The sequence below is a fragment of the Kitasatospora sp. NPDC088779 genome (genome assembly GCF_040685395.1).
Taxonomy (GTDB): domain Bacteria; phylum Actinomycetota; class Actinomycetes; order Streptomycetales; family Streptomycetaceae; genus Kitasatospora.
Genome location: NZ_JBFBHW010000005.1, coordinates 186,530 through 201,364 on the forward strand (window position 1 = coordinate 186,530; position 14,835 = coordinate 201,364).

Genomic DNA, 14,835 nt, shown 5'->3' on the forward strand with positions numbered 1-14,835 from the left:
CGCGGCAATTCCCACCGTCAGGATCGCCGCACCCGGCGTCACTTCAAGCGCTTGATCCCCTTGCGTTCCCCCGCGCACCGCTCGTACCCCAGCCACGCGTTGATCGCGAGCATCGGCGCATTGGTCTCGTCGTTGGAGGTGTACGCGCGCCGGTAGCCCGCCGCGGCCGCCAGGCGCAGCGACTCCAGCTTGGCCAGCTTGCTCAGCCCTCGCCCGCGGAACTCCCGGCGGCAGGCGGTGAACGCGGACCAGTAGCGGTCCACCCCGTCGGTCTGCGCCATGCTGAACGCGGCCGGTTCGCCGTCCACCACGGCGACGACGGTCAGCGCCCGGTCCAGGTCCGGCCGGGCCCAGTCGCCCCGCAGCCAGTCCTCGTAGTCCAGGGCGTCCATCGGCACCTCGCCGGGCTCGTCCTGGATGGCGTCCGCCTCGACCAGGAACAGCGGGCGTGGGTCGGCCGCCCAGTCTCCGGCCGGGCGCAGCTCGACGCCGGCCGGCCGTACGGGCGCCTGCGGCAGCGGCAGCGCCAAGTCCCGTCCGCCGAACTGCGCCGCGCGCCCGAGCTCGTAGCCACGGGCGGCGGCGAAGGCCAGCGAGGCGGGCTCGTCGTCCAGCCAGGTGTGCAGCTCGCTCACTCCGTGCCCGGCCAGGTGCCGTTCGGCCGCGGCCAGCAGCGCGGTGGACGCGCCGCGCCGCCGGAACTGCGGCAGCACGCTGCCGTTGGCGTACCCGACGCCGGTGGTCGTCGTCCCGAGCACCACCGCGCAGCGCACCGCGCCGACCACCCGGCCGTCCAGCTCGGCGACGAAGGTGCGGAAGTGCTCGCCCGGGCTCTGCCGGCCGTTAAGCCAGAGCAGGGCCTCGGAGGTCATCACCAGGTGCTCGCGCCCGGCCCGGTGGGCGGCGGCCACGGCCTCGGCGTCGTCGGGGCGGAAGTCACGGATCGTCAAAGAAGTCATGGGTTCCCACGCTAACCCCGACGCCCGTCCGGCGCCTTCGAATTTCCCCTCGCCGGTGCGCCTCACCTGCGGCAACGGCCCCGGCTCGGGACCAAAGTCCCTCACCCCCGCAGCGGCAAGCTCAAATAATGCTCTGAGAAGACCGGGCGGGGCTTGGCAGCCGTCCCACCCGGGGACATCCTCAGCACACGGCCGCGCGGTCCTGGCGACGAAGCCCGCACCACCCGGCGGCCTCCCCACCCGGCCCTCCGAAAGGGGGCGAACCGATGACCTCCCCTGCCCTGGACCTGCCCGGCTCCGCCACCCCGGCGCGGGACGGCGCGCCCCGCCTCGGCGTCGGCCTCGGCTGGCGCAGCGAGATCGACACCGTCGTCGAACGCCAACCCGGCCTGGACTGGGTCGAGGTGGTCGCCGAGAACATCTGCGCCGACCACCTGCCCGAGTCCCTGACCGTCCTGCGCGCCCGCGGCGTCACCGTCGTCCCGCACGGCGTGGCGCTCGGCCTCGGCGGCGCCGACCTGCCCGACCCCGCCCGGCTCGCCAAGCTCGCCGAGGCGGCACTCGCCCTCGACTCCCCGTTGGTCACCGAACACCTGGCGTTCGTCCGGGCCGGCGGCCTGGAGGCCGGCCACCTGCTGCCCGTCCCCCGCACCCGGGACTCGCTGCGGGTGATCGCCGAGAACGTCCGGATCGCCCAGGACCAGCTCCCGGTGCCGCTCGCCCTGGAGAACATCGCCGCCCAGCTGGCCTGGCCCGACGAAGAGCTGACCGAGGGGCAGTTCCTCGCCGAACTGGTCGAGCGGACCGGCGTCCGGCTGCTGATCGACGTCGCCAACCTGCACACCAACCGGGTCAACCTCGGCATCGACCCGGCCGCCGAACTGGACCGCCTGCCGCTGGAGGCGCTCGCCTACGTCCACGTCGCCGGCGGCACCCTGGTCGACGGCGTCTGGCACGACACCCACGCCCACCCCGTCACCGAACCGGTGCTGGAGGTCCTGGCCGAACTCTGCGCACGGGTCGCACCACCCGGCGTCCTGCTGGAACGGGACGCCGACTTCCCGCCGCCCAGCGAGCTGGCCGGCGAACTGGACGCCGTCCGCCGGGTGCTGGAGGGGAGCACCCCGCGGACGGCCCCACCGGCCCCCCGCGCCGAGCCCCGGGGGACCGCGGCGGGAGCGTGCCCGAGCGGCACCCGCGCCCGGCTGGCGCGGCGCCAGGAGGACCTGCTCGCCGCCCTGGTGGCCGGCGGGCCCGTCCCGCCCGGCTTCGACCCGGACCAGGTCCGCGCCCAGTCCACCGGCCTGGCCACCAAACGGCGGGACACCGTCGCCAAGGTGGCCCCCGAACTGCCCCGCCTGCTCGGCCGGCCGTACGGGCCGCTGTTCCTCGACTACGCCCGCCGGCACCCGCAGACCGGCGGCTACCGCGCCGACGCCCGGGCCTTCGCCGCCTGGGCGCTCGCCGACGGCGGCCCGCTCGCCGCCGACCACCGCCGGTCCCTGGAGCAGTGGCTCCACCCGGCCGCCGAGCGGCCGCCCGGCGCGTTCGCCCGTCTGCGCCGAGCCCTGCGGCGCTGAGCACCCGCCTTCACCGCACACCTTCGGGGGGAACCCGCCCATGTGGCACAACACCTACTTCGTCATCCCCGCCGTCCTGCTGGTGGCGGCCTCGCTGTACGCGTCCCGGACCAAGCAGCGGGTCGGCCACGTCCCGCACGTCCAGGGCCTGCCGGGCCGCGGCCTGCCGCTGATGGACGCCGCCTTCCTGTCCGGCGGCCCCGGCCGGGTCTTCGACACCGCCCTGATCCGGATGCACCTCTCCGAGCGGGCCGTGATCAGCCGCGCCGGCCTGGTCACCCTCACCGGGCACAAGCCGTACGACGCCGTCGACCAGGCCGTCCTGGACGCCGTCGGCCCGGGCGGCAGCCGTGAACTCGCCCCGCTGCGCCGCGCCGTGATGCGCTCCGCCGCCGTGCAGGAGATCGGCGACCGGCTCGCCGACCGCGGCCTGATGCGCCACCCCGAGCGGCTGCGGCGGGCCCGCACCGCCCGGCGGCTGCTCTGGCTCGCGCTGCTCGGCGTCGCCGTCTCGACCGTCCTCTCCCACGTGCTGGACGAGGGCGGCGCCGGCTCCGACCGCCCCGCGCTGTGGATCCCGGTGGTGCTCCTGGTCTTCGGCGGGATCAGCCTGCTCGTCACCTGGCCGGCCAAGGGCCGGATCACCCCGGCCGGGCGGCGCCAGCTCTCCCTGATGAAGGTCGGCACGCCGTGGACGCCGAGCGCCGGCCTGTCGCCGAAGGCGACCGGCGGCGTGCTGCTGGGCGCCCTCGCGCTCGGCGGGCTGGCCACCGCCGGGCTGGAGGACGACGAGCTGCGGTCCGCGATGCTGGCCGCGTCCGCCCAGGACGAGGCGATGAAGTCGGCCGCCGCGAGCTCCTACGCCGCCTCCTCCTCGACGGGCTCCTCCACCAGCTCTCCCCCCAGCTCGTGCAGCTCGTCCGGGTCCTCCTGCGGGGGCTCCACGGCCTGGTGCGGCTCCTCCCACTCCGGCTCCTCCGGCTGCGGGGGAAGCGGCAGCAGCTGCGGATCCTCGTCCTCCAGCTGCGGCTCCGGCTCCAGCAGTTGCGGCTCCTCCTCGTCGAGCTGCGGGTCGTCCTCCTCCAGTTGCGGGTCGTCCTCGTCGAGCTGCGGTGGTGGCGGCGGCTGCGGCTCCTGACGTCACAGTTCGGTATCGCGGTCCGGGAAGCCGTTCCCCGCGCCATCGGCCCAGGCATACAACAAGCCCATGTGGTTGCTGTTCCTGATACCGGCGTGCGTCGCGGCGGTCCTCTCGTGTCTCCGGCTCGTCCGGACGACCGCCACCGCCGACGCCCTGGCCGAGGCGGACGGCCTGCGCCCGCCCGAGGCCGTCGGGATCGGGCTGTACGAGACGGCCTACCTGGCCGGCGGCCCGGACCGGGTGGTCGAACTCGCCCTCGTCCTGATGGCCGGCCGGGGCCGGCTGCACCTGGCGCACACCGGCTGGACCACGGTGGTCGACCCCCGGGGCCGCAGCCGCCTGGAGCGCGCGGTCATCGTCACCGTCGGCCCCGACGGCCAGTGCCGCACCGACGGGCTGCGCCGGGCGATGGCCGAGCACCCGACCGTCCTGGAGATCGGCGCCCGGCTCTCGCTGGCCGGCCTGGCCACCCCGGCCCTGGTCCAGCGCAGCACCGTCCTGGTGGTCCGGCAGGTGCGGCACGCACTGCTGCTGACGCTCCTCCTGCTGGCCGCCGCGCTGACCCTCACCGGCTTCACCGGCGGTGACACCGTCGCCCCGCTCGCCTGGTTCTCGCTGCCGCTGGTGCTCACCTCGGGCACCCTGCTGATGGCCCGGGTCGACGTCTACCCCTACACCCGCTGGGCGTCCCCGGTCGGCCAGGAGGTGCTGCGCGAGGTCCGACCGGCCCGCCAGCACGGCCTCGCGGACGACGAGGAGCGCGAACTGCTCACCGCCGTCGCCATGAACGGCCCCGCCGTCCTCCCCGACCCCCGCCTGCGCGCCGCCCTCCGCCCCCACCGGACGTGACACGCAAACGGGGCCCGCCGAAGCGAACCCCGTTCACCGATCCCGCGGAACTCAGGCCAGGCCGTTGAGCAGCTCGCTGACCGGCTTGCGGCGGCCGGTGAAGAACGGCACCTCCTCGCGGACGTGCAGCCGGGCCCGGGAGGGGCGCAGGTCGCGCATCAGGTCGACGATGCGGTGCAGCTCGTCCGCCTCGAAGGCGAGCAGCCACTCGTAGTCGCCGAGCGCGAACGAGGCCACCGTGTTGGCCCGCACGTCCGGGTAGCCGCGGGCCATCTGGCCGTGCTCGGCGAGCATCGCGCGCCGCTCGGCGTCCGGCAGCAGGTACCACTCGTAGGAGCGGACGAACGGGTACACGCAGACGTAGTCGCGCGCGCGCTCGTCGGCGAGGAACGCCGGGATGTGCGACTTGTTGAACTCGGCGGGGCGGTGCAGCGCCATGTTGGACCAGACCGGCTCCAGCTGACGGCCCAGACCGGTGCGGCGGAAGCGGTTGTACGCCTCCTGCAGGTCGTCCGAATCCTCGGCGTGCCACCAGACCATGAGGTCGGCGTCCGCGCGCAGACCGGACACGTCGTACGTGCCGCGCACCGTCACGTCCTTCGCGGCCAGCTGGGCGAACAGCTCGTCCACCTCGGCGGCCAGCGCCGTCCGGTCCTCGGGCAGCGTGCCCTTGAGCTTGAACACCGACCACATGGTGTAGCGGATGACCTGGTTCAGGTCGCGCGCCTTCTTCTTCTCGGGCTGCTGCTCCGGCTGCCGCTCAACGGTCTCAGTCATGCGCCCATTGTCCTCTCCGTGGAACCTTCCCCGGTTGCCGGGGTCAACAGTTTGTCGAGGGCGGCCACCGCGGCGGCCGCCGAGCCGATGCAGGCCGGAATGCCGACCCCGTCGTACGCGGCGCCGCACAGCGCCAGTCCCCCCACCCCGGCCGCCGCCGCCCGGACCCGGGCCACCCGGTCCAGGTGGCCCACCGGGTACTGCGGCAGGCCCGCCCGGAAGCGCGAGACGGCGGTGTCGTACGGCCGGGCGGTCAGGCCGATCGCCTCCCGGAGGTCCGCCAGCGACCGTGCCACCAGTTCCTCGTCCGGCAGCTCCAGTGCCTCCTCCTCGCGGTAGCGGCCCAGCGAGGTGCGCAGCAGGAACGCGTCCGGGGCGGAACGCCCCAGCCAGCCCCACTTGTTGGAGGAGAAGGTCGACGCCTTGATCCGCCGCCCGTCCACCGGCGGCACCAGGAACCCGCTGCCGGCCGGCAGCTCCGCCAGGTCGGCCCGGCGGAACGCCAGGGTCACCAGCGCCATGCCCGCGTACTCGACGGCGTCCAGCTCGGCGGCCGCCGCCGGCGCGTCCGCGCGCAGCAGCCGGGCCGCGGCCGGCGCCGGGACGGCCAGCACCACGGCGTCCGCGTGCAGCACCTCGCCGTCGCCGGTCACCACCCGCCAGCCCCCGGGGGTGCGGTGCAGCCCGTCCACCGGCGCACCAGTGCGCAGGTCCACGCCCGCCTTCCGGCAGGCGGTGGCGACGGCCTCCGGCAGGGTGCCGAGCCCGCCGCGCAGGCCCTGGAACACCGGTGTGCCGACCACCTTCGGCCGCGAGGCCAGCTCGTGCACCCCGTCGACCAGCGAGCCGCCGCCCCGCGCGATCGCCAGCAGCTGCGGCACGGCGGCGCGCAGCGAGATCTCCTCGGCCCGCCCGGCGTAGACGCCGCCCAGCAGCGGCTCGACCAGCCGGTCCACCACTTCCTGGCCCAGCCGGTCGGCGACGTAGCGGCCGATCGCCACGTCGTCCCCGACCTCGGTGGCGCCCTCGTGCCGGGCCCGCTCCAGCCCCGCGGCGGTGAGCACTCCGGAGGCCGCCAGCGCGTCCAGGTCGCCCGGGACGCCCATCACCTGCCCGCCCGGCAGCGGGCGCAGTGCGCCCCGCGTCCAGATCGAGGCCTTCGCGGTGGTCGGCGGCTCCAGTTCCTCGCCCAGCCCGACCGCCCGTGCCAGCTCCACCGCCTCCGGCCGCCGCGCGAGCATCGACTCGGCCCCCAGGTCCACCCGGACCCCGCCGACCTCGCCGCCCCGCAGCTTCCCGCCGACCCGCTCAGACGCCTCCAGCAGCGTCACCCGCGCCCGCGCCGGCCCCCCGGCGGCCCCGCTCAGAAAGGCGGCCGCAGCCAGCCCCGCGATCCCACCACCGACGACGACGACCTGTGCATCCGACATGCCTCGCAGTCTCGCAGGTCTTTACACCGGGCCCTCAATCCGCCAGCGCGTTCAGGTCGATCATGATCGGGAACGGCACCGGGCGCTCCAACGACTCCCGGAAGATCCCGGCGGGCACGTACGCCGAGGTCGCCTGGTCCAGCTCGTAGACGTGTACGGCTGGCCGACCGCCCTCTTCCTCCTCGACGATCCAGTAGTGCGGGATCCCTGCCTCGGCATACTTGCGGACCTTGACGAAACGGTCACGGTCTACGGACTCAGGCGAGACGACCTCGATGACGAGCAGGACTTCATCAGGAGTGAACTGCGTGCGCTTTCTCTCGAAATTGGCCTTGACGACGAGAACGTCCGGCTCGGGACGGTTCCGCCTGTCGAGCTTGATCGACATCTCCCGCCCGACCCTGGCCCCTTCCGGGACCTGGGGAATCAGCGCCATCTTCAGGTTGTCGACAACTTCACCGTGCCACCAGCGCTGCGGAGACATCACGAAGACCAGTGCCCCATCGATCAGTTCGGTGTGGCGCGGCGCCTGCGGCAGGTGGTCGAGGTCATCGGCAAACCAGCCCTCGTCTCTGGGCGCGTACATCCAGTCCGGCAGCTCGCTCATGCTCCCAAGATAGCGAGTTCCGAGGCCCTGCGAGCCGCTGCCTAGGCTGTGTGCTATGGAACCGATCGTGGTGAGTGCGTGTCTGGCCGGGGTGCCGTGCCGGTACGACGGGCGGGCGAAGACCTCGCCGGACGTGGTGGGGCTGGTCGAGGCGGGGCGGGCGGTGGTGGTGTGCCCGGAGGGGGCCGGCGGGCTGCCGACCCCGCGCCCTGCGGCGGAGATCGTCGGCGGGGACGGGGCGGACGTGCTGGACGGGCGGGCCCGGGTGGTGGACGCGACGGGCGCGGACTGTACGGCGGAGTTCGTGGCCGGGGCCCGGGCGGCGCTGGCGGCGGCCGAGGCCGCGGGGGCGCGGCGGGCGGTGCTGATGGCGCGCAGCCCGTCCTGCGGCTGCGGGCGGGTGTACGACGGGACGTTCACCGGGGAGCTGCGCCCCGGGGACGGGGTGACGGCGGCGCTGCTGCGGCGGGCGGGCATCGAGGTTGTCCGGTCCGCTGCCGAGCTGTGATCGAGTCGCGACCTCCCGGCGGGGTCCGCTCGGGGCGTTCCTTCGTCCAATGGGCAGATCTCACAGCGGACTTGGGGAGGGCTTCGGAATGGGGAGACGGGCAGGAACGGGGGCGCTGGCGGTAGCGACCGCGGGCGTGCTGCTGGTCGGGGCGTGCAGCGCCGGCGGTGCGGGCCGGGCGGGGGAGGCGGCGAAGGCGGACGCCGTCGCCCCGGCGGCACCGGCGGCACCGGCGGCACCGGCGGCCGCGCCGAGCGTCGCCGGGACGGCTCCGGCGGCGGGGGCGAGCGCCCAGCCGGTCGCGGACAACCGGCTGATCGCGTACACCGCGCAGTTGACGCTGCGGACCGGGGACGTCGCCCAGGTGCTGGCGAAGGCCCGGGAGTTGACGGCGGCCGCGGGTGGCTACGTCGGCGCCGAGTCGGTCTCCGGCGCGGTGGAGGGCGGGCCGGGGAGCACGGCGGGGGGCGAGGCGGGCGGCCAGCTGACGCTGAGGATCCCCTCCGCCGCCTACCAGCAGACGCTGGACCAGCTGGCCGCGCTGGGCCAGGTGGTGTCCCGCAGGAGCCAGGCGGACGATCTGACCCAGCAGGTCACGGACGTGGCGAGCCGGGTGCAGACCCAGCAGGCGAGCGTGGAGCGGGTGCGGGCGCTGATGGGGCAGGCGAAGTCGCTGAGCGAGGTGACCACGCTGGAGGCCGAGTTGAGCCGCCGGGAGGCCGACCTGGAGTCGCTCCAGAAGCAGCAGAAGGAGCTGGCCGGCAAGACCTCGCTCTCGACCGTCACGCTGGACGTGCGCCGTGCGGCCGCCTCGCCGACGCCCACCCCGGCACCGCCGAAGGGCGGCGGCGAGGGCTTCGGGGCGTCGGTCGGCTCCGCGCTGGGCGGCGGCTGGCACGTGCTGGTGGCGATCGTGCGCGCCCTGGCGGTGGGGCTCGCGGCGGTGGCGCCGTTCCTGCTGGTGCTGGGCGTCCCGGCGGCGCTGGTGTACCGGCTGCGGCGCCGGCGCCGCCCGGCGACCGCGCTGCCCCCGGAGTCCGGCCCGCGGGAAGGGCCCGCGGAGGACTGAGCGAGGACTGAGCACGGCGTGCCCCCGCCCGGTCGGGAGGGGGCACGCCGCCGGGGTCAGCGGGCGCTGGCCTCGTGGACGAAGGCGACGAGGCGGGAGAGGGCGTCCGGGTCCATGGACGGAAGGACGCCGTGGCCGAGGTTGAAGATGTGGCCGCTGGTGCCGAGGGCCTGGGCGGCGTGCAGCACCTCGCGGGCCTTGGTCTCGACGACCTTGGTGGGGGCGAACAGCACGGCCGGGTCGAGGTTGCCCTGGAGGCCCTTGCCGGGGCCGACGCGCTCGGCCGCGACGTTCAGCGGCACCCGCCAGTCGACGCCGACGATGTCCGCGCCGGCCTGGCCCATCAGGCCGAGGAGTTCGCCGGTGCCGACGCCGAAGTGGATCCGCGGCACGCCGTAGGAGGCGACGGCGTCGAAGACCTTGGTGCTGGACGGCATGACCGAGCGGCGGTAGTCGTCGGGGGCCAGCGAGCCGACCCAGGAGTCGAAGAGCTGGACGGCCGAGGCGCCGGCCTCGATCTGCACCTTCAGGAAGGTGGAGGTGATGTCGGCGAGCCGGTCGACCAGGGCGGCCCACAGCTCGGGCTGGCCGTACATCATGGCCTTGGTGTGCTCGTGGTTCTTGGACGGGCCGCCCTCGACCAGGTAGCTGGCCAGCGTGTAGGGGGCGCCGGCGAAGCCGATCAGCGGGGTCTCGCCGAGTTCGTCCACCAGCAGGCCGACGGCCTCGGTGATGTAGGGGACGTCGTCGGGCTCCAGCGGGCGCAGCCGCTTGAGGTCCTCGGCGGTGCGGATCGGGTCCGCGATGACCGGGCCGACGTTGGGCTTGATCTCGACGTCGATGCCGACGGCCTTGAGCGGCACCACGATGTCGCTGAAGAAGATCGCCGCGTCCACCTTGTGCCGGCGGACCGGCTGGAGGGTGATCTCCTTGACCAGCTCGGGCCGCATGCAGGACTCCAGCATGGGGATGCCCTCGCGGACCTTCAGGTACTCGGGCAGCGAGCGGCCGGCCTGGCGCATGAACCACACCGGGGTGTGCGGCACGGGCTCGTGCCGGCAGGCGCGCAGGAACGCGGAGTCGTGCGCGGCGCCGCGGCGCGCGGGGGTGGGCCTGCCGTCGGGGGTGGCCGCCGTGGTGTCTGCCGTAGTCTCGCTCACGGTCCAAATCTTCGCATGCGCCTCGGGGCGCTCTTCCCGGCCGGTCTCGTCGGTTCCTCCAAGATCTGGCCGGGTTTGCCGTTCCGGCACGCCGCTCGGACGGAAGTTGCGGCCTTAACCGCGGTTTTCGACCTAGTCTTCGGGTCATGGCAGCGGTCGGCGGGCACCCCGCGCAGGGTGGCGGAGCAGGTGGCGGAACAGGTCGGGAGGGGGCTCCGAGCGAGTTCCGGGCCGCCGTGGAGGCCCTCGACGGAGCACGTCTGCGGCCCGAGATCCAGCTCTCCCCCGCGCCGGCCCCGCGCCGGCTGGCCCCGTACGCGTTCGCGGTGACCGCCTCGGTGGAGGTGGACGGCGAGGAGCTGGCGGACGGCCGGCTGGTGCTGCTGTACGACCCGGCCGGGCAGGAGGCCTGGAACGGGGAGTTCCGGGTGGTGACGATGACCCGGGCGGAGCTGGAGCCGGAGATGGCCGGCGACCCGATGCTCTCGGAGGTCGGCTGGGCCTGGCTGCTGGACTCGCTGCAGGCGCACGGGGCCGGGTACGCGGAGCCGTCCGGCACGGTGAGCCACTGCGCCTCGCAGTACTTCGGCGGGCTGGCGGACCGCCCGTCCTCGACCGAGATCGAGATCCGGGCCTCCTGGACGCCGGCCGACGGCCGGTTCGAGCGGCACCTGGCGGCCTGGGGGGACCTGCTGTGCATCAGCGCCGGCCTGCCGCCGGCCGCGCCGGCCCCGCAGGCGCCGGCCGATGTGCCGTCACTCGGTGGGGTGGTCCCGATGCCCGCGCGGCGGCGTCCTCGTTCGCACTGAGGAGTGGCGCACCGGGCCGGGCGGCCCCGACCGCCCCGATGCCACCCCCAGGGCTGACGGAGTGTGACTTCGAACCCGCTCTGGGTCAATTAACCGGTTGAAACCGACCGATCAGCACCAGATCTGATCGATTTTGTGCGAATTCAGGACGGGTCGTATCACTCATATGCGCGATTTGTCCGTATTGTTACTCACTAGATCGTGATCTTTCGCTAAAGCCGGGCACGGTAGCTGCCGAAGCAGACTGTGACCCTTTCCGAACGCGGAACACTCCGACCGCCCCCTCGGGGTTCCGTCCGCCACTCCCCGCAGGAGGCCTGGTGTCGGTCCTTCTTGAGCACCCCGCAAACGTGGTCGCCTACCGGCCGACCAAGCCCACCGCCATGGTGGTCATCGCCGATCCCCGTGTCCGAAACACCGTCACCCGCCACCTGTGGGCGCTCGGCGTCCGGGACGTGATCGAGGTGTCCTCGATCGCCGAGGCCCGCCCCCGGGTCTCCACTCCGCGCGACATCTGCGTCGCCGACGTACACCTGCCGGACGGCTCCGGCCTGACCATCCTGGCCGAGACCCGCGCCGCGGGCTGGCCCAACGGCCTGGCCCTGTCCGCCGCCGACGACATCGGCGCCGTCCGCAGCGCGCTGGCCGGCGGCGTCAAGGGATACGTCGTCACGGGCACCCGCACCAACGTGGCGATGCCCGGCCGCCCGGGTCTGCCGCTCGGCGCCGCCGGGCTGGCCGGGCGGATGCGCCGCCCCGGCATGCCGGGCATGCCGGGCGCCGTGGGTGCGCCGGGCGCCCACGGAACCCACGGAGCCCCCGGTGCGCCCGGTGCGCCGGGCACACAGCAGTCCGCCTACCGCGAGCTGTCGGGCCGTGAGGTCGAGGTGCTGCGGCTGGTCGCCGAAGGACAGTCGAACAAGGCGATCGGGGTGGCGATGGGCCTGTCCGCGCTCACCGTCAAGAGCCACCTCGCCCGGATCGCCCGCAAGCTGGGCACCGGCGACCGCGCCGGGATGGTCGCGGTCGCGCTGCGCACCGGCATCATCCACTGAGTCCTCGGACGGACCCGCCACGGCGGTCGAGGAGGAACGTTTCCTCCTCGGCCGCCGTAGCCGTGCCCCTCGGCCACCGCCCGGGCCCCGTGGCATAGTCACGGACCCGGTCTGACCAGTCCGACAACACTCCCGGCCGCGAGGACCGTCGTACCCTTGGTGGGTGACCGACGCCGTAGCAGCCATCCCAGAAGAAGCAGCCCCGGTCCCGCTCCTCGAACCGAAGGAGGGGATCCCGCCCGTCGTGGCGGACGAGCAGGCGCTGGCCGCCACCGTCGCCGCCTTCGCCGGGGGCACCGGACCGGTCGCCGTCGACGCCGAGCGGGCCTCCGGCTACCGCTACGGGCAGCGCGCGTACCTCATTCAGCTGCGCCGTGCGGGCGCCGGCAGTGCGCTGATCGACCCGATCGCCTGCCCCGACCTCAGCGGCCTGGGCGACGCCCTCGCCGACACCGAATGGGTGGTGCACGCGGCCACCCAGGACCTGCCCTGCCTGGCCGAGGTCGGCATGAGACCCCGGCAGCTGTTCGACACCGAGCTGGCCGGGCGGATCGCCGGCTTCGCCCGGGTCGGCCTCGGGCCGATGACCGAGAGCGTGCTCGGGCTGAGCCTGGCCAAGGAGCACTCCGCGGTCGACTGGTCCACCCGCCCGCTGCCCGAGCCGTGGCTGCGCTACGCCGCTCTGGACGTCGAGGTGCTGGTCGAGCTGCGCGACGCACTCGAACAGGAGCTGGACGCCCAGGGCAAGCTCGGCTGGGCCCTGGAGGAGTTCGCGGCGATCGCCGCCGCACCGCGCCCGGCTCCGCGCACCGACCCGTGGCGCCGCACCTCGCAGCTGCACAAGGTCCGCCGGCGCCGCCAGCTGGCCGTGGTGCGCGAGCTGTGGCTGGCCCGGGACCGGCTGGCGCAGGAGCGCGACGTCTCGCCGGGCCGGGTGCTCTCGGACGCCGCGATCGTCAACGCCGCACTGGCCATGCCGCTGAACATCGCCGCGCTGCAGGGCGTCCAGGGCTTCGGGCCGCGGGTGCACCGGCGCCAGCTGGAGCAGTGGCTGGCGGCCGTCCAGCGGGGCCGGGAGGTCCCGGAGAACCAGCTGCCGCCGGCCTCCGCGCCGCACGACGGGCCGCCGCCGCCGCGGGCCTGGGCCGAGAAGGACCCGGTGGCCGCCGCCCGGCTGTCCGGGGCGCGCGCCGCGGTCGCGGACCTCGCCGAGCGGCACAACCTGCCGGCCGAGAACCTGATCACCCCGGACCTGGTGCGCCGGGTCTCCTGGGAGCCGCCGGCCGATCCGGCCGCCGCGGGCGTGGCCGCCGCGCTGCGCCGGCTCGGCGCCCGGCAGTGGCAGGTCGACCTGGTGGCGCCGGTGGTGGCCGCCGCGTTCGCCGAGGCCGCGGCCGCCCAGGACTGACCTGGAGCGCGTCCGGAGGGGGTGCCGTCCTCGTGACGACACCCCCTTCGGCGTATTCGGGGTCCGTCTTTCGAACTCCGCCGGTCGGACGTGTCGCGGGACACACGGGGTGAACCCTCCGTGAGGCCTGGGCAGGTTGGTTACCGACCGGTAGCATGACGGTGAAGCGGCGCCGCTCGGGTCTTCACCGGCGGCAGCCTGCCCACCTCAAATGTTGGTCCCTGGGAGGAGAGCCCCCGTGCCTCGTACCGTGAGGGACGTCGTCTTCGTCGATGGCGTCCGCACCCCGTTCGGCAAGGCCGGCCCGAAGGGCATCTACCACGAGACGCGCGCCGACGACCTGGTCGTCAAGTGCATCCGGGAGCTCGTGCGCCGTAACCCGAACCTGCCCGTCGAGCGCATCGACGAGGTCGCCATCGCGGCCACCACGCAGATCGGCGACCAGGGTCTGACCATCGGGCGCACCGCCGCCCTGCTGTCCGGCCTACCCAAGTCCGTCCCCGGCTACTCGATCGACCGCATGTGCGCCGGTGCGCTCACGGCCGTGACCGCCACCGCCGGCGGCATCGCCTTCGGCGCGTACGACGTGGTCGTGGCCGGCGGCGTCGAGCACATGGGCCGCCACCCGATGGGCGAGGGCGTCGACCCGAACCCGCGCTTCGTCTCCGAGAAGCTGGTCGACGAGTCCGCCCTGTTCATGGGCATGACGGCGGAGAACCTGCACGACCGGTTCCCGCACCTGACCAAGGAGCGCTGCGACGCCTACGCCGTGCGCTCGCAGGAGAAGGCCGCCAAGGCGTACGCCAACGGCGACATCCAGCCCGACCTGGTACCGATCTCGATCCGCAACACCAACCCCGAGGTCGGCGAGACCGGCTGGGGCCTGGCCACCGTGGACGAGCCGATGCGCCCGGGCACCACGATGGAGAGCCTGGCCGGTCTGAAGACCCCCTTCCGCCCGCACGGCAACATCACCGCGGGCAACTCGGCCGGCCTCAACGACGGCGCCACCGCCTCGCTGCTGGCCGCCGAGGACGTCGCCGAGGAGCTCGGCCTCCCGGTCAAGATGCGCCTGGTCTCCTACGCCTTCGCGGGCGTGGAGCCCGAGGTCATGGGCATCGGCCCGGTGCCGGCCACCGAGAAGGCGCTGGCCAAGGCCGGTCTGACCATCGACGACATCCAGGCCTTCGAGGTCAACGAGGCCTTCGCCGTCCAGGTGCTGTCCTTCCTCGACCACTACGGCATCGCGGACGACGACGAGCGGGTCAACCCGTACGGCGGCGCGATCGCCTTCGGCCACCCGCTGGCCTCCTCCGGCGTGCGCCTGATGAACCAGCTGGCCCGCCGCTTCGAGCAGCGCCCGGACGTCCGCTACGGCCTCACCACGATGTGCATCGGCTTCGGCATGGGCGGGACCGTCATCTGGGAGAACCCGCACTGGAGCGGAGCGGAAAAGTCGTCCGAGCTCGAGGGTGGTAAGTGA

14 protein-coding genes are annotated in these 14,835 nt (G+C 74.2%); 9 read left to right on the plus strand and 5 right to left on the minus strand.

Annotated elements, in window-relative coordinates; translation table 11 throughout:
• Positions 1 to 38 precede the first annotated feature (38 nt).
• Positions 39 to 959, minus strand: coding sequence for a GNAT family N-acetyltransferase (locus tag AB0P03_RS06500; protein WP_363627962.1), 921 nt, complete (start codon positions 957 to 959; stop codon positions 39 to 41).
• A gap of 266 nt (positions 960 to 1,225) precedes the next feature.
• Between AB0P03_RS06500 and AB0P03_RS06505 the strand changes: the two genes are divergently transcribed.
• From AB0P03_RS06505 to AB0P03_RS06515, 3 genes are all read left to right on the plus strand, one after another.
• Positions 1,226 to 2,539 carry a DUF692 domain-containing protein gene (locus AB0P03_RS06505; protein WP_363627963.1) on the plus strand — a complete coding sequence of 438 codons (1,314 nt, stop codon included), beginning with the start codon at positions 1,226 to 1,228 and terminating at the stop codon, positions 2,537 to 2,539.
• A 40-nt stretch (positions 2,540 to 2,579) separates the two neighbouring features.
• Positions 2,580 to 3,677 carry a TIGR04222 domain-containing membrane protein gene (locus AB0P03_RS06510; protein WP_363627964.1) on the plus strand — a complete coding sequence of 366 codons (1,098 nt, stop codon included), beginning with the start codon at positions 2,580 to 2,582 and terminating at the stop codon, positions 3,675 to 3,677.
• 69 nt (positions 3,678 to 3,746) lie between these two features.
• On the plus strand, positions 3,747 to 4,529 hold the full coding sequence (locus tag AB0P03_RS06515) for a TIGR04222 domain-containing membrane protein (RefSeq protein ID WP_363580396.1): 783 nt from the start codon (positions 3,747 to 3,749) through the stop codon (positions 4,527 to 4,529).
• A gap of 51 nt (positions 4,530 to 4,580) precedes the next feature.
• Here the strand turns inward: AB0P03_RS06515 and hemQ are convergent, their stop codons facing one another.
• The 3 genes from hemQ to AB0P03_RS06530 are packed head-to-tail and all read right to left on the minus strand — an operon-like array spanning position 4,581 to position 7,343.
• Entirely contained in the window at positions 4,581 to 5,306 is a 726-nt protein-coding gene (gene hemQ / locus AB0P03_RS06520) for a hydrogen peroxide-dependent heme synthase (RefSeq protein ID WP_363580394.1), read from the minus strand.
• Positions 5,303 to 6,736, minus strand: coding sequence for a protoporphyrinogen oxidase (gene hemG / locus AB0P03_RS06525; protein ID WP_363627965.1), 1,434 nt, complete (start codon positions 6,734 to 6,736; stop codon positions 5,303 to 5,305). Before hemG ends, hemQ begins: the two co-directional genes overlap by 4 nt.
• 34 nt (positions 6,737 to 6,770) lie before the next feature.
• Positions 6,771 to 7,343 (minus strand): Uma2 family endonuclease, encoded by a 573-nt coding sequence (locus AB0P03_RS06530; RefSeq protein WP_363618745.1) that lies wholly within the window; start codon positions 7,341 to 7,343, stop codon positions 6,771 to 6,773.
• 55 nt (positions 7,344 to 7,398) lie between these two features.
• Between AB0P03_RS06530 and AB0P03_RS06535 the strand changes: the two genes are divergently transcribed.
• Positions 7,399 to 7,851 carry a DUF523 domain-containing protein gene (locus AB0P03_RS06535; RefSeq protein ID WP_363627966.1) on the plus strand — a complete coding sequence of 151 codons (453 nt, stop codon included), beginning with the start codon at positions 7,399 to 7,401 and terminating at the stop codon, positions 7,849 to 7,851.
• Between the two features lie 88 nt (positions 7,852 to 7,939).
• Positions 7,940 to 8,920, plus strand: coding sequence for a DUF4349 domain-containing protein (locus AB0P03_RS06540; protein ID WP_363627967.1), 981 nt, complete (start codon positions 7,940 to 7,942; stop codon positions 8,918 to 8,920).
• A gap of 56 nt (positions 8,921 to 8,976) precedes the next feature.
• Here AB0P03_RS06540 and hemE read toward each other — a convergent pair whose 3' ends face one another.
• The gene (hemE, locus tag AB0P03_RS06545; protein ID WP_244293679.1) at positions 8,977 to 9,990 is read right to left on the minus strand and encodes a uroporphyrinogen decarboxylase; all 1,014 of its coding nucleotides are present in this window, start codon (positions 9,988 to 9,990) and stop codon (positions 8,977 to 8,979) included.
• 236 nt (positions 9,991 to 10,226) lie between these two features.
• Here hemE and AB0P03_RS06550 point away from each other — a divergent pair, with 236 nt between their 5' ends.
• The 4 genes from AB0P03_RS06550 to AB0P03_RS06565 all read left to right on the plus strand — a co-directional run bounded on the left by AB0P03_RS06550 (position 10,227) and on the right by AB0P03_RS06565 (position 14,835).
• Positions 10,227 to 10,889, plus strand: a complete 663-nt coding sequence (locus AB0P03_RS06550) for a DUF3000 domain-containing protein (RefSeq protein WP_363368843.1) — start codon at positions 10,227 to 10,229, stop codon at positions 10,887 to 10,889.
• Positions 10,890 to 11,209: 320 nt separating this feature from the next.
• Entirely contained in the window at positions 11,210 to 11,944 is a 735-nt protein-coding gene (locus AB0P03_RS06555) for a response regulator transcription factor (RefSeq protein ID WP_063349472.1), read from the plus strand.
• A 163-nt stretch (positions 11,945 to 12,107) separates the two neighbouring features.
• Entirely contained in the window at positions 12,108 to 13,352 is a 1,245-nt protein-coding gene (locus tag AB0P03_RS06560; RefSeq protein ID WP_363580384.1) for an HRDC domain-containing protein, read from the plus strand.
• A gap of 238 nt (positions 13,353 to 13,590) precedes the next feature.
• On the plus strand, positions 13,591 to 14,835 hold the full coding sequence (locus tag AB0P03_RS06565; RefSeq protein WP_363580382.1) for an acetyl-CoA C-acyltransferase: 1,245 nt from the start codon (positions 13,591 to 13,593) through the stop codon (positions 14,833 to 14,835).

What these genes read in the sequence shown, in the direction of transcription:
- AB0P03_RS06530 (WP_363618745.1), bottom strand. Translation starts at nt 7,343, where the DNA reads ATGAGCGAGCTGCCGGACTGGATGTACGCGCCCAGAGACGAGGGCTGG.
- hemQ (WP_363580394.1), bottom strand. Translation starts at nt 5,306, where the DNA reads ATGACTGAGACCGTTGAGCGGCAGCCGGAGCAGCAGCCCGAGAAGAAG.
- AB0P03_RS06510 (WP_363627964.1), top strand. Translation starts at nt 2,580, where the DNA reads ATGTGGCACAACACCTACTTCGTCATCCCCGCCGTCCTGCTGGTGGCG.
- AB0P03_RS06550 (WP_363368843.1), top strand. Translation starts at nt 10,227, where the DNA reads ATGGCAGCGGTCGGCGGGCACCCCGCGCAGGGTGGCGGAGCAGGTGGC.
- hemG (WP_363627965.1), bottom strand. Translation starts at nt 6,736, where the DNA reads ATGTCGGATGCACAGGTCGTCGTCGTCGGTGGTGGGATCGCGGGGCTG.
- AB0P03_RS06540 (WP_363627967.1), top strand. Translation starts at nt 7,940, where the DNA reads ATGGGGAGACGGGCAGGAACGGGGGCGCTGGCGGTAGCGACCGCGGGC.
- AB0P03_RS06500 (WP_363627962.1), bottom strand. Translation starts at nt 959, where the DNA reads ATGACTTCTTTGACGATCCGTGACTTCCGCCCCGACGACGCCGAGGCC.
- AB0P03_RS06535 (WP_363627966.1), top strand. Translation starts at nt 7,399, where the DNA reads ATGGAACCGATCGTGGTGAGTGCGTGTCTGGCCGGGGTGCCGTGCCGG.
- AB0P03_RS06505 (WP_363627963.1), top strand. Translation starts at nt 1,226, where the DNA reads ATGACCTCCCCTGCCCTGGACCTGCCCGGCTCCGCCACCCCGGCGCGG.
- AB0P03_RS06515 (WP_363580396.1), top strand. Translation starts at nt 3,747, where the DNA reads ATGTGGTTGCTGTTCCTGATACCGGCGTGCGTCGCGGCGGTCCTCTCG.